Raw genomic sequence first — 12,321 nt, 5'->3', positions numbered from 1 at the left:
TAGGGTGGGGCGGTGAGCACCGCCCGTTCGATCCTGCTGTTCGCGCTGGCCGCCGTCCTGGAGATCGGCGGCTGCTGGCTGGTCTGGCAGTCCGTCCGCGAGTCCCGCCCGTGGTGGCTGGCCGGGCTCGGCGTGGTCGCCCTCGGGCTGTACGGCTTCACCGCGGCCCTCCAGCCGGACGCGAACTTCGGCCGGGTGCTGGCCGCGTACGGCGGCGTCTTCGTGGCCGGCTCCCTGCTGTGGGGCGTGGTCCTGGACGGATTCCGCCCCACCCGCTGGGATGTGGCCGGCGCGCTGGTCTGCCTGGCCGGCGTCGGCCTGATCATGTACGGGCCGCGCCGCTGAGCCGGTCCGGCCGGGTCAGGACGCGACCCAGCGCCAGCCGTTCTTGTCCACGCAGACGATGCCCCGGCCGGAGGCGTCGGTGCCCGCCACCCCGTGGTCGGACGCCCGGCAGAACTGGCCCGCCTGGTAGCAGTTGCCCGCGTTGGACAGCGGGTGGCAGCCCGCCGCCTGCTGGGTGTGCGTCGGCTCGGCCGCCGGCGGCTTGCTGGTGGTCCGGGCCGCGGCGGGCTTGGTGGTGGCGGGCGCGGGGGTGGCCGCCTTCGGCGCCGTGGTGGTCGCCGCGACACCCGCCTCGGGCGTCGGTGTCGGCGTCGGGGTGGGCGTGGGCGTCGGGCTCGGGGTGGGGCTGGGCGTGGGGGTCGGCGTCGGCGTCGGCGTGGGGCTGGAACCGGCCGCGGGCGCGCTGCTGCTGTGCGAGGCGACGGGCGCGGGCGTGACCTGGTCGGTCGGCTCGCAGGCGGTGGCGAACAGCGCGGCGGCCAGCAGCGCGCCCGCGGCGGAGGCCCGGCGCAGGCGGAGGGAGAGGGACAACTCGGCTCATCTCGCAGAGACGTTTCGGGACGGGACGCCATCCTTCCGAGTGTGTGCAACCGGTGCGCTCCGGGTGACGGTTTCGTTACCGATCGGCAACCGGACCGCCGCGCGACGCCCCCTCGACGCCCGCCCGGACGTGCCGGCCCGCCCGGGGAGCCGACCGGCGACACGGCTGGTCCGGCCGCCCGGGGAGGCGCTGCCCGCGCCGGCCCTGGACGGCCGGCAGCCGCCTCCGCTCCCGGCCGAGCCGGGGCGGCCGACCCGCCCGCCCCGGCCGTCCGCGTCCCCGACCCCGTTCCGGCCGTTCGGCGGGACCTGGGCCGCCGTCACCGCCTCCGCTACTGGCGGTAGGTGGCCAGGAAGCGGCCGATCCGGTTGATCGCGGTCTCCAGTTCGTCGGCGCGCGGGAGGGTGACGAAGCGGAAGTGGTCGGGGCGGGGCCAGTTGAAGCCGGTGCCCTGGACGATGTGGATCTTCTCGCGGAGCAGCAGGTCGAGGACGAAGCGCTCGTCGTCGACGATCCGGTGCACGGCCGGGTCGAGCCTGGCGAAGGCGTAGAGGGCGCCCTTGGGCTTGACGCAGGAGACGCCGGGGATCTCGTTCAGCGCGCGCCAGGTGACGTCGCGCTGTTCGGTGAGCCGGCCGTTCGGCAGGACCAGGTCGTCGATGGACTGCCGGCCGCCGAGCGCGGCCTGCACGGCGTACTGGGCGGGCACGTTGGGGCACAGCCGCATCGCGGCGAGCATGGTGAGGCCCTCCAGGTAGTCCTTGGCGTGCTCCTTGGGGCCGGAGACCACCAGCCAGCCGCTGCGGAAGCCGGCCACCCGGTAGGACTTGGACAGGCCGTTGAAGGTGAGGGTGACCACGTCGTCGGCGAGGGCGGCCAGGCAGTGGTGCTCGGTGCCGTCGTAGAGGATCTTGTCGTAGATCTCGTCGGCGAAGACCAGCAGGTGGTGGCGGCGGGCCAGGTCGAGGATGCCCTCCAGCAGCTCCTTCGGGTAGACCGCGCCGGTCGGGTTGTTCGGGTTGATCACCACGATCGCCTTGGTGCGGTGGGTGATCTTGGCGGCGATGTCGTCCAGGTCCGGGTACCAGTCGGACTCCTCGTCGCACAGGTAGTGCACCGCCTTGCCGCCGGCGAACCGCACCACCGCCGTCCACAGCGGGAAGTCCGGCGCCGGGACGAGCACCTCGTCGCCGTCGTCCACCAGCGCCTGCACGGCCATCTGGATCAGCTCGGACGCGCCGTTGCCCAGGTACACGTCGTCCACGCCGACGCCCGGGACGCCGCGCTGCTGGTAGTACTGCACGACGGCGCGGCGGGCGGGGAGGATGCCGCGCGAGTCGGAGTAGCCGTGCGCGTTGGGCAGGTTGCGGATGATGTCCTGGAGGATCTCCTCCGGCGCCTCGAAGCCGAACGGGGCCGGGTTGCCGGTGTTCAGCCGCAGGACGCTGTGGCCGGCCTCCTCCAGGGCGTTGGCGGTGTCGACGACCGGGCCACGGATCTCGTAGCACACGTCCTTCAGCTTGCTGGACTGGCGAAACTCCATCAGCGGCCTCCCGACCCTCACCGAGCCCCTGTGGCCGGCTTGCTTCGTTCTACCAAGTAAGGACTTGGAAAGTCCAACCTATTGGCTATGCTGACGTCATGCCACGCCGAAGCTACGACCAGTACTGCGCCGTCGCCCGCGCCCTGGACGCGGTGGGGGAGCGCTGGAGCCTCCTGATCGTCCGTGAACTCCTCGGCGGACCGCGCCGCTACACCGACCTGCACGCCGACCTGCCCGGCGTCTCCACCGACATCCTCGCCACCCGGCTCAAGCAACTGGAGGGCGAGGGGCTGGTGGAGCGCCGCCGCCTGGAACGCCCCGCCAACGCCACCGTCTACGAACTCACCCCCCGCGGCACCGAACTGCGCCCCGTGGTCGAGGCGCTGGCCCACTGGGGCGGCCCCGACCTGGGCGAGCCGCGGCCCACCGACGCCGTCCGCGAGCACTGGTACACCGCCGCCGGCTCCTGAGCCCGCCCCGGCGCGCCCCCGCCAACTCCTGAGCCTCCCTTGAGGCTTGACCACCCCTTCGCCGGGTACGCTGACGGCATCCGGGCCGCGTCCAGGGCCCGGCCACGGAGGGGGTCCCACCATGCCGCGCCTGCTCGCACTCGCCGCCTCGGCAGCCCGCGCGGCCGCCCGGCCCTTCCGCCACAAGCGCCAGGCGTACGACCACACCGAGGCCCACCGCGCCCAGGTCGACCGGGACGTCGCGGTCTCCCGCCACCACCGCGCCGCCAACCACAGCTGGACGGGCGGCAACTCGGCGAACTAGAAGGCGCACCGCCGCTGCCCGGCTGTCGGCGGGCCCTGCTCGGCTGGGGCCGTGAACGCCTCTCCCGGTATCCGGATCACCGCCGTCCCGCCGTCCGGGGCGGCGGACGTCGGCGTGCTGCTCTCCGTCGACACCGCCTCCGCCGAGCCCGGCGAGCGGGCCGTCCGCAGCCTCCTGGGCCACGGCCACGAGGGCGAGGAGGGCGTCCACCACCTCCTGCCCCACGACCTGGCCGCCCGCTACACCCGCACCGGCGACCGGCTCGCCGTCACCCTGGTCACCACCCGCGCCGTCCTCGTCCGCCGCCTCGCCGAACAGCCCGACCTGCTCGCCGAGTTCGCCGAGTTCGCCGACGTGTCGACCGAGAACGAGGGCGGGGACGCGTGGGTGCCGCTGCTGCGCCGCGAACCGGCCGCCGACGTCGTCCCCGCCGACCGGGACGGCGAGGCCCGGGCCGTCCTGCTGGTCGACCACCCCGGCCCGGCGGCCTCGCCGGACGCGCTGCCGGCCGGCTTCGAGGCGGGCGCGTCGGGCCTCGCGGTGCTCAACGCCCGGTGGTGACGCGGGCGGGGCGGGCGGTAGGTTCCGGGGGTGAGTGAATCGGGGTGGGAGGGTGCGCGGGCCGGGTTCCGGGCCGGGGCGCCCGGGGTGGGGCTCGGGGCGGTCGTCGCGCTGGTGGTCCGGGGGCTGTCGGCGGTCTTCGGCGACGGTGCGTTCCCGTCGGGCGCGGTGATCGTCGTGGCGATGTCGGCGGTGGGCTTCCTCGGCCCGTTCTGGCAGGCCCGCCCCGGGAACCGGCGGCCCGCCACGGTGATCGCCGTGCTGGTGTTCGTGCTCGTCGCCATGCTGGTGGCCCAGCTGGCCGGCGGCGTCGAACAGGGCTCCGGGCACGGGCCCTCCGGCGGACTGGCCCTCGGCTACCTGGCGGCCGTCCTGGTCACCGCGACCGCCTTCGGCGCGCTGACCGACCCGCCCGGCGCCGCGGCCGGGGACGGCACCGGTACCGCGGCCGGTCGCGGCCGGCGCCACCGCCCCGTCGTCCACGGCGCCGTGGCCGGGCTGCTCGCCCTGCTGGCCGTGCTGGTCGCCGTCACCCGCTGAAACGCTGCACGGACGCTGCGAGTGGCGTCCGGCCGGGGGTGGGACGACCGTGGCGGGGTGACGGTGGAAGCGTGCGGCGGCGAACTGGTGGCCCGGGTCGCCCGGGGCGAGCGGGACGCCTTCGAGGCGCTGTACCGGCACCTGCTCGGTCCGGTCGGGGCGGCGGTGCGGCGGGTGCTGCGCGACCGGGCGCAGAGCGAGGAGGTCGTCCAGGAGGTGTTCCTGGAGCTCTGGCGCACCGCCGACCGCTACCGCCCCGACCGCGGCAGCGTGCACGCCTGGGCCCTGACCGCCGCCCACCACCGAGCCGTCGACCGGGTCCGCGCCGCCCGCGCCGGGGCCGAGCGCGAGCGCACCGCCGCCCTGCGCGAGTACCGTCCCGCGTACGACAGCGTCGCCACCGAGGCCGAACGCCGGCTGGAGGGCCGCGCCGTGCGCGCGGCCCTGGCCGCCCTCGCCCCCGCCCAGCGCGAGGCGCTCGCCCTCGCCTACTGGGGCGGCTGCACCCAGACCCGGATCGCCGCGCTGCTGGACACCCCGCTGGGCACGGTCAAGAGCCGGGTGCGGGACGGCCTGCGGCGGCTGCGGACGGAACTGGAACCGCAACCGCAACCGGAACCGCGACCGGCCTGAGCGCCCTCAGTCCGCCCGGCGGGCCGGCCACCAGACCCGGCCGCCGATGTCGTGCACCAGGGCCGGGACGAGCAGCGAGCGCACCAGCAGGGTGTCGAGCAGGACGCCGAAGGCCACGATGAAGGCGATCTGGGCGAGGAAGGCGAGCGGGATCACCCCGAGGGCGGCGAAGGTCGCGGCCAGCACCACGCCCGCGGAGGTGATGACGCCGCCGGTCGCGGTCAGGCCGCGCAGGACGCCGGCCCGGGTGCCGAGCGCCGCGGTCTCCTCGCGGACCCGGGTCATCAGGAAGATGTTGTAGTCCACGCCCAGCGCGACCAGGAACACGAACCCGTACAGCGGGACGGACGGATCGGTCGCCGAGAACCCGAACACGTGCGGGAACACCAGCGCCGAGACGCCCAGCGTGGCCAGGTAGGAGAGCGCCACCGTCGCGGCCAGCAGCACCGGCGCCAGCACCGAGCGCAGCAGCAGGACCAGCACCACCAGGATGCACAGCAGCACCACCGGCATGATCAGCGTCCGGTCGCGCTCCGCGGTGGCCCGGGTGTCGGCCTGCTGCGCCGAGTAGCCGCCGACCAGGGCGTCGGCCCCGTCCACGGCGTGCACGGCGGTGCGCAGCCGGCCGACGGTGGCGAGCGCGGCGTCGCTGTCGGCCGGGTCGGTGAGCGTCGCGTCCAGCCGGACCAGGCCGTTCGCGGTCACCGGCGGGTCGGTGGGCGCGCCGCCGGTGTACGGGCGGACCGAGGCCACGCCGGGCACCTGCGCGGCCGCCGCCACCTCCTCGGCCCGGTCGGCGTTCGCGACGATCACCGCCGGGTTGCCCGAGCCGCCCGGGAAGTGCGCCGACAGCAGGCGCTGCGCGGCGACCGAGGGCTGGGGGGTGGTGAACAGTTCGGACTGCGGCACGCCCCGGGCGTCCAGCAGCGGGGAGCAGGCCGCGAGCGCCGCCAGCACCGCCGCCGTCCCCACCCACAGGGCGCGCGGACGGCGGCCCACCAGGTCGGCGACCCGCTGCCAGACCCGGTGCGAGCCGCCCCGGCCGTCGGCGGCGGGCCGGGCCGGCCAGAACGCGGCCCGGCCGCACAGCGCGAGCACCGCCGGGAGGAAGGTCAGCGCGGACAGCACGGCGCAGGCGATGCCGATCGCGCCGACCGGGCCGAGCGCCCGGTTGTTCGTCAGGTCCGAGAGCAGCAGCACCAGCAGGCCCAGCCCGACCGTCAGGCCCGAGGCGGCGATCGGCTCCGCCGAGCGGCGCAGCGCGGTGCGGGCGGCGGTGAACCGGTCCGGTCCGGTGGCGAGTTCCTCGCGGAAGCGGGCGGACAGCAGCAGCCCGTAGTCGGTGGCCGCGCCGATCACCAGGATCGACAGCAGCCCCTGCACCTGCCCGTCCACCCGCACCACGCCGTGCTGCGCCAGCGCGTACACGATCGCGCAGGCCACGCCGAGCGCGAACACCGCGCCCAGGATCACCAGCACCGGCAGCAGCACCGCCCGGTACACCAGCACCAGGATCAGCAGCACCACGCCGAGCGCCACCCCGAGCAGCAGGCCGTCGATGCCCGCGAACGCCCCCGACAGGTCGGCCAGCACCGCCGCCGGCCCGGCCACCCCGGCCACCGCGTCCGGCACCTGCTCGGCGCGCTCGCGGATCGCCGTGACCGCGTCCTTGGTGTCCGGCCCGAGGTCGGCGCGCAGCTGCACCACCGCCTCCAGCGCCCGCCCGTCCTCGGAGGGCAGCAGCGGCGACGCCTGCCCGGTGGTGCCGGGCACCTCCGCCGCCGCGGCCAGCGCCTGCCCGGCGGCGGCCCGCAGCGCCTCGTCGACCTGCCCGGACCGCGCCTCCCAGACCAGCACCACCGGCAGCGTCGACTCGGTCCGGAAGTCCTTCTCCAGCTGGGCGACCCGGGTCGACTCCGCGCTGCGCGGCAGGAACGCCGCCCCGTCGTTGGTCGACACCTCGCCCAGCTTCCCCGCGAACGGTCCGAGCGCGCCGCCGAGCGCCAGCCAGACCAGCAGCAGCACGAGCGGGAGCAGGAAGCGCAGCCGGCGCGGGGCGGACGGGGGCGCGGGGGCGGCGGGTGCGGGCGGGGCGGGAGTCGACATGAGCGGAGAATATCTCAATCATTGAGAGATTCGGGGAACCGAGTCCACGCGGCGTCGACGGCCGTCGGCGGCGGTGGCGGTGACGGTGGCGGCACCGGGGGCCTCCGGTAGGCCCTAGGCTGACGTGGTGTCAGCAGAACCGGCCGAGGCGGGAACGAGCACCGGGGCGGTCGCCCGGCGGCTCGGGGTGTCGCCGACCACCGTCCGCTCCTGGGAACGCCGTTACGGCATCGGCCCGGCCGAACGGGAGGCCGGGCACCACCGGCGCTGGACGCCCCGGGACGTGGCCGTGCTGGAGGCGATGTGCCGCCTCACCGCGCGCGGGGTGCCGCCCGCCGAGGCCGCCCGGCTCGCCCCCGCCCTGGCCGGAACGGCGGACGGCCCGCCGCCGACGGCCCCCGGACCGGCCGGGGCGGTCCGGCCCGAGGTGCGCGGACTGGCCCGCGCGGCCCGCCGCCTGGACAGCCCCGAGGTCGCCCGCATCCTGCACGGCAGCGTCGAACGGCTCGGCGCCGTCACCGCCTGGACGGACGTGATGGCCCCCGCGCTGCGCGCCGCCGGACGCCGCTGGGCCCGCAGCGGGGAGCGGTACGTCGAGGTCGAGCACCTGCTCTCCTGGCACGTCTCCAGCGCGCTGCGCCGGGTCGCCGAACCCCCGGTCGCCGCCCCCGGGCCGCCCGTGCTGCTGGCCGCGATGCCCGGCGAGCAGCACACCCTCCCGCTGGAGGCGGTGGCCGCCGCCCTCGCCGAACGCGGCCTGCCCTTCCGGGTCTTCGGCGCCGCGGTGCCCGCCGAGGCCCTCGCCGAAGCCGTCCGCCGCACCGGCCCGGCCGCCGTCCTGCTCTGGTCGCAGACCCGCGCCACCGCCGACCCGGTCCCCGTCCGCGCCACCGCCACCACCGCCTGGGGCGGCCGCGGCTCCCGGGTCCGCCCCACCCTCCTCGCCGCCGGTCCCGGCTGGCACCGCACCACCCGCCCAGCCGACGCCCTGGCCCCCCGCGACCTCCCGGGCGCCCTCGCCCTGCTGACGGGCGCGCTGGGCGCGGGCGGAACGGGGCGGTGAGGGGAACGCCCTTGCCCCTGGCGGCCGGCCGGGATGTCCGGGGCGGAGGTCCGCTTCGTGGTGCGGCGTCGGCCGGGGGAGGGCCGAGGGGTTCCCGCCGGTGTCGGTCCCTGCGGCCCGCCGGTGCCGCCGGGCGCGGGCGGAACGGGACGGTGCGGGGAACGCACTTGCCTCCGGCGGGAGTCGGGGCCGGGCGGGGGTGCGGTGCGCAGTGGCCGCCCGCCGTCGGTCCCCGGGTCCGGTCGGGCGGGCCCGCGTTCCGGGTGCGCCGGGTCCCGCCGGAGGCGCTTGGCGCCGTTCCGCCGCGCTGCGGTGCCTGCGCGGTCGGTCGGAGGGGGTCGCGCTAGGGTCGGGGCGGCAGGGTCGGGCGGGCAGGGCGGCAGGTGGGTGGAGGGGTGTGGTGGAGGAGCGGCCGGTGGCGCAGCGGGAGTTCGGGCGGTTGTTGCAGGGGCTGGCGTCCGAGATGAACCTGCTCGGGCACGACTTCGCGGCGGCCTCGGGCCTGCACGCGACGGACGTCCAGGCGTTGCTGGCGGTGCTGCGGGCGGCCGATCCGCCCGGGATCACGCCCGGGGGGCTGCGGGCCGAGCTGGGGTTGACCTCGGGGGCGGTGACCGCGGTGCTGGACCGGTTGGAGCGGGCCGGGCACGTCCACCGCACCAGGGACGCCACCGACCGGCGGCAGGTGCACGTGCGCTACCACCCGGACGCGGCCCGGATCGCCGGGGAGTGGTTCGCCCCCGTCGCGGACTGCACCGACCGGGTCCGGGCCGAGTTCGCGCCGGAGCAGGTCGCCACCGTGGTGCGCTTCCTGACCCGGATGACCGAGGAGCTGGCCGAGCTGCGGCAGGCCAGGCGGTCCTGACGGCCCCGAGCCCCCGCGCGGCCCGGCGGCCCCGAGCCCCCGCGCGGCCCGGCGGCCCCAAACCCCCGCCTGACACGCCCGATTCGGGTGCTGTCGCGGAGTCTGGACCCTTTTGCCGGGTATGGTCGGCGGGCGTCCGAACGTCCGGCAGCCCTCTGGGAGCACCCGCCATGCCGCAGCCCCAACCGGTCCTCTCCACGCTGACCGGGGCCGCCGTGTTCCTGGTGCTCGGGATCGAGGACGGCGGCGAGCAGACCGTCCGCGACCTGCTGCCGGACCTCGGCGGCCTGGCCCGCTCGGTCGGCTCCCGGGCCCCGCGCCAGGACGTCAGCCTGGTGCTCGGCATCGGCTCCGACGCCTGGGACCGCCTGTTCGCCGGGCCCCGCCCCGCCCAGCTGCACCCCTTCGTCGAACTCGCCGGGCCCCGGCACCTCGCCCCGGCCACCCCCGGCGACCTGCTGCTGCACGTCCGGGCCGAGCGGATGGACCTCTGCTTCGAGCTGGCCGCCCTGGTCAGCCGGCGGCTCGGCGACCGGGTCACCGTGCTGGACGAGACCCACGGCTTCCGGTACTTCGACTGCCGCGACCTGATCGGCTTCGTCGACGGCACCGAGAACCCCACCGGGCGGGACGCCGCCGAGGCCGTCCTGATCGGCGACGAGGACCCGGACTTCGCCGGCGGCAGCTACGTCGTCGTGCAGAAGTACCTGCACGACATGGCCGGGTGGAACGCGATCGGCGTCGAGCACCAGGAACGGGTGATCGGCCGCACCAAGCTCGACAACGTCGAACTCGACGACGCCGCCAAGCCCGCCGACTCGCACGTCGCGCTGAACACCGTCACCGGCCCCGACGGCGAGGACCGCGACATCTGGCGGCTCAACATGCCGTTCGGCTCCTTCGCCGAGGGCGGCGAGTGCGGCACCTACTTCATCGGCTATGCCCGCGACCCGCAGGTCACCGAGGAGATGCTCCGCAACATGTTCCTGGGCCGCGGCCCCGCCGCCCACGACCGGCTGCTGGACTTCTCCACCGCCGTCACCGGCACCTTCTTCCACGTCCCCAGCGCGGACTTCCTGGACGACCCGCCGCCCGCCCCCGGCGCCCGGGCCGAAGCCCCGGCCGTCCCGCTGCCGGTCCGGGACGGCAGCCTCCGCATCGGCAGCCTGAAAAGGAGCACCGCACCGTGAACAACCTGCACCGCGCCCTGGCGCCCGTCTCCGCCGCCGCCTGGGCCGAGATCGAGGAGGAGGCCCGGCGCACCTTCCGACTGCACCTCGCCGGACGCCGGGTGGTCGACCTGGCCGGACCGGACGGGCCCGGGCTGGCGGCCGTCGGCACCGGCCACCTCGCCGACATCGCCGCCCCCGGCAACGGCGTCCGGGCCCGCGCCCGCGAGTCCCTCCGGGTGGTCGAGCTGCGCGTCCCCTTCACCGTCACCCGGGCCGCGGTGGACGACGTCGAACGCGGCTCCAAGGACTCCGACTGGGACCCGGTCAAGGACGCCGCCCGCACCATCGCCCTCGCCGAGGACCGCGCGGTCTTCGAGGGCTACCAGGCCGCCGGCATCACCGGCATCCGCGACGGCTCCTCCCACCACGCCGTCGAACTCCCCGCCGACGTCCGCGCGTACCCCAACGCCGTCAGCCGCGCCCTCACCGTGCTGCGGCTGGCCGGGGTCGGCGGCCCCTACTCGCTGCTGCTCGGCGCCGACACCTTCACCGCCGTCAACGAGACCTCCGACCACGGCTACCCGGTCCACAACCACCTGGCCCGCCTGCTCGACGGCGAGATCATCTGGGCCCCCGCCGTCGAGGGCGCCGTCCTGCTCTCCGCCCGCGGCGGCGACTTCGAGCTCCACCTCGGCGAGGACCTCTCGATCGGCTACCTCTCCCACGACGACACCGCCGTCCACCTCTACCTCCAGGAGTCCCTCACCTTCCAGCTCCACACCCCGGAGGCGGCGGTCACCCTCACCTCGGCCTGACCGCCACCGCCCGCCCCGACCTCCCCGATCTCCGCGCCCTCCCCGTCCACCCCGCCCGTCCGGTACGCCTCGGTAGGGTGGGGCAGCGACGGACGACTCCAGGAGGCGGTGTGCGGCAGTACCGGGCGATGGTGGCGGTGGGCGACTCGTTCACCGAGGGGATGTGCGACGACACCCTGCCCGACGGGCAGTTCCGCGGCTGGGCGGACCGGGTCGCCGCCGTGCTGGCCGCCGAGGCGGGGGCGGACGGCTTCCGGTACGCGAACCTGGCGGTGCGCGGCAAGCTGATCGGCCAGATCCGGGACGAGCAGGTCGACCTGGCCGCGGCGACCGACGCCGACCTGGTGACGCTGGCGGGCGGCCTGAACGACGTGCTGCGGCCGGGCTGCGACATCGCCGAGGTCGAGCGGCAGCTCGGCGCGTGCACCCGCGCGCTGCTCGCCGGGGACCGCACCGTGGTGCTGTTCACCTCCACCGACCCGACCCGGCGGATGGCGGGCAGCCGCCGGCTGCTGCCCGCGATCCTGCGGATGAAGGCGTTCGTCGAGGGCGTGGTGCGCGACCACCCGGACCGGGTGGTGCTGGTCGACCTGTTCTCGGCACCGGTGTTCGACGACCGCCGGCTCTGGGCCGAGGACCGGCTGCACCTCTCCCCGGAGGGCCACCGCCGGGTCGCGCTGGCGGTGCTGGAGGCGCTCGGCCGCCCGGCCGCCGAGGACTGGCGGGCCCCGCTGGCCGAGCCGGACCCCCGCACCCGCGCCCAGCGGGCCCGCGCCGACGCCCGCTGGCTCGGCACCCACGTCGGCCCGTGGATCGGCCGCCGCCTGCGCGGGCGCTCCTCCGGGGACGGCCGCCCGGCCAAGCGCCCCGAGCTGCTGCCGTACGAGGGCTGACGCCGGGTCAGCCCCGGTCGAGGCGGACGGTGATCCCGACGGTGCCGTCCTTGCCGCGGCGCAGCCGGCTGCCGAGCAGGGTGAGCCGCCCGACCAGCCCGTACTTGCGGGCCAGCAGCTGCCGGTAGCGCTCGGTGGTGGCGGCGTCCGCGATCTCGGCGGTGGCGGGCAGCGGCTTGCCGGTCGGGTTGCCGCGCACGTCGCACGGCCCGACCAGCACCTCGCCGCGCCGCCGGATCCGCTTGACCTTCCACGACCCGGCGGTGGTCCACACCCCGAGCGCGTCGCCGTCCCGGACCACCCACACCGGGGTGGGCACGGCGCCGCCGTCCTTCTTGTAACTGGTGATCAGCAGGTACTTGCCGGCGGCGAGCCGGTCCAGTGCGGTGTCGGCCATTGCTGGAGTGTACGTCCGCCGGCGGCCCGTCAGCCCCCCTCGGGCCGCCGGTCCGCCGGTCCGTCGGTCCGTC

The 12,321-nt window shown here is 76.4% G+C and carries 14 protein-coding genes and 1 pseudogene; 11 read left to right on the top strand and 4 right to left on the bottom strand.

The window, feature by feature from the left end:
• The first annotated feature begins 12 nt into the window (after positions 1-12).
• Positions 13-345 (top strand): YnfA family protein, encoded by a 333-nt coding sequence (locus tag K353_RS17075; RefSeq protein WP_111554442.1) that lies wholly within the window; start codon positions 13-15, stop codon positions 343-345.
• Positions 346-360: 15 nt separating this feature from the next.
• On the opposite strand, the gene K353_RS17070 is transcribed toward K353_RS17075, so the two are convergent.
• A complete protein-coding gene (locus K353_RS17070; protein ID WP_111554441.1) occupies positions 361-876 on the bottom strand; it encodes a hypothetical protein in 516 nt (171 codons plus the stop codon).
• Between the two features lie 341 nt (positions 877-1,217).
• Positions 1,218-2,429 carry a pyridoxal phosphate-dependent aminotransferase gene (locus tag K353_RS17065; RefSeq protein WP_111554440.1) on the bottom strand — a complete coding sequence of 404 codons (1,212 nt, stop codon included), beginning with the start codon at positions 2,427-2,429 and terminating at the stop codon, positions 1,218-1,220.
• A 98-nt stretch (positions 2,430-2,527) separates the two neighbouring features.
• Here K353_RS17065 and K353_RS17060 point away from each other — a divergent pair.
• The 5 genes and pseudogenes from K353_RS17060 to K353_RS17040 all read left to right on the top strand — a co-directional run.
• A pseudogene (locus K353_RS17060) lies at positions 2,528-2,881 on the top strand (winged helix-turn-helix transcriptional regulator); the annotation flags it as partial.
• A 139-nt stretch (positions 2,882-3,020) separates the two neighbouring features.
• Positions 3,021-3,203: a hypothetical protein gene (locus K353_RS17055; protein ID WP_100835647.1), complete on the top strand. Its 183-nt coding sequence runs from the start codon at positions 3,021-3,023 to the stop codon at positions 3,201-3,203.
• 51 nt (positions 3,204-3,254) lie between these two features.
• On the top strand, positions 3,255-3,764 hold the full coding sequence (locus tag K353_RS17050) for a hypothetical protein (RefSeq protein WP_146616487.1): 510 nt from the start codon (positions 3,255-3,257) through the stop codon (positions 3,762-3,764).
• 30 nt (positions 3,765-3,794) lie between these two features.
• A complete protein-coding gene (locus K353_RS17045) occupies positions 3,795-4,304 on the top strand; it encodes a hypothetical protein (RefSeq protein ID WP_146616486.1) in 510 nt (169 codons plus the stop codon).
• Positions 4,305-4,361: 57 nt separating this feature from the next.
• On the top strand, positions 4,362-4,937 hold the full coding sequence (locus tag K353_RS17040; protein WP_111554494.1) for a sigma-70 family RNA polymerase sigma factor: 576 nt from the start codon (positions 4,362-4,364) through the stop codon (positions 4,935-4,937).
• A gap of 6 nt (positions 4,938-4,943) precedes the next feature.
• Here the strand turns inward: K353_RS17040 and K353_RS17035 are convergent, their stop codons facing one another.
• Positions 4,944-7,043 carry an MMPL family transporter gene (locus K353_RS17035; RefSeq protein ID WP_111554436.1) on the bottom strand — a complete coding sequence of 700 codons (2,100 nt, stop codon included), beginning with the start codon at positions 7,041-7,043 and terminating at the stop codon, positions 4,944-4,946.
• Positions 7,044-7,170: 127 nt separating this feature from the next.
• Here K353_RS17035 and K353_RS17030 point away from each other — a divergent pair, with 127 nt between their 5' ends.
• The 5 genes from K353_RS17030 to K353_RS17010 all read left to right on the top strand — a co-directional run bounded on the left by K353_RS17030 (position 7,171) and on the right by K353_RS17010 (position 11,851).
• Positions 7,171-8,106: a MerR family transcriptional regulator gene (locus K353_RS17030; RefSeq protein WP_111554493.1), complete on the top strand. Its 936-nt coding sequence runs from the start codon at positions 7,171-7,173 to the stop codon at positions 8,104-8,106.
• Positions 8,107-8,521: 415 nt separating this feature from the next.
• On the top strand, positions 8,522-8,971 hold the full coding sequence (locus K353_RS17025; RefSeq protein WP_233533634.1) for a MarR family winged helix-turn-helix transcriptional regulator: 450 nt from the start codon (positions 8,522-8,524) through the stop codon (positions 8,969-8,971).
• A gap of 170 nt (positions 8,972-9,141) precedes the next feature.
• Entirely contained in the window at positions 9,142-10,161 is a 1,020-nt protein-coding gene (locus K353_RS17020) for a Dyp-type peroxidase (protein ID WP_111554434.1), read from the top strand.
• Entirely contained in the window at positions 10,158-10,958 is an 801-nt protein-coding gene (locus K353_RS17015; RefSeq protein ID WP_111554433.1) for a family 1 encapsulin nanocompartment shell protein, read from the top strand. Before K353_RS17020 ends, K353_RS17015 begins: the two co-directional genes overlap by 4 nt.
• A 110-nt stretch (positions 10,959-11,068) precedes the next feature.
• Entirely contained in the window at positions 11,069-11,851 is a 783-nt protein-coding gene (locus K353_RS17010; RefSeq protein ID WP_111554432.1) for an SGNH/GDSL hydrolase family protein, read from the top strand.
• A 7-nt stretch (positions 11,852-11,858) separates the two neighbouring features.
• On the opposite strand, the gene K353_RS17005 is transcribed toward K353_RS17010, so the two are convergent.
• Positions 11,859-12,248 carry a PPOX class F420-dependent oxidoreductase gene (locus tag K353_RS17005; RefSeq protein ID WP_111554431.1) on the bottom strand — a complete coding sequence of 130 codons (390 nt, stop codon included), beginning with the start codon at positions 12,246-12,248 and terminating at the stop codon, positions 11,859-11,861.
• Positions 12,249-12,321 lie beyond the last annotated feature (73 nt).

This window comes from Kitasatospora sp. SolWspMP-SS2h, from assembly GCF_003259315.1.
Classification (GTDB): domain Bacteria; phylum Actinomycetota; class Actinomycetes; order Streptomycetales; family Streptomycetaceae; genus Kitasatospora; species Kitasatospora fiedleri.
The sequence above is the reverse complement of the archived record's forward strand: the minus strand, read 5'-3'. Positions and strand labels throughout refer to the sequence as shown.

Coding starts and splice junctions, on each gene's coding strand:
- K353_RS17065 (WP_111554440.1), bottom strand. CDS start 2,429: ATGGAGTTTCGCCAGTCCAGCAAGCTGAAGGACGTGTGCTACGAGATC.
- K353_RS17055 (WP_100835647.1), top strand. CDS start 3,021: ATGCCGCGCCTGCTCGCACTCGCCGCCTCGGCAGCCCGCGCGGCCGCC.
- K353_RS17035 (WP_111554436.1), bottom strand. CDS start 7,043: ATGTCGACTCCCGCCCCGCCCGCACCCGCCGCCCCCGCGCCCCCGTCC.
- K353_RS17020 (WP_111554434.1), top strand. CDS start 9,142: ATGCCGCAGCCCCAACCGGTCCTCTCCACGCTGACCGGGGCCGCCGTG.
- K353_RS17005 (WP_111554431.1), bottom strand. CDS start 12,248: ATGGCCGACACCGCACTGGACCGGCTCGCCGCCGGCAAGTACCTGCTG.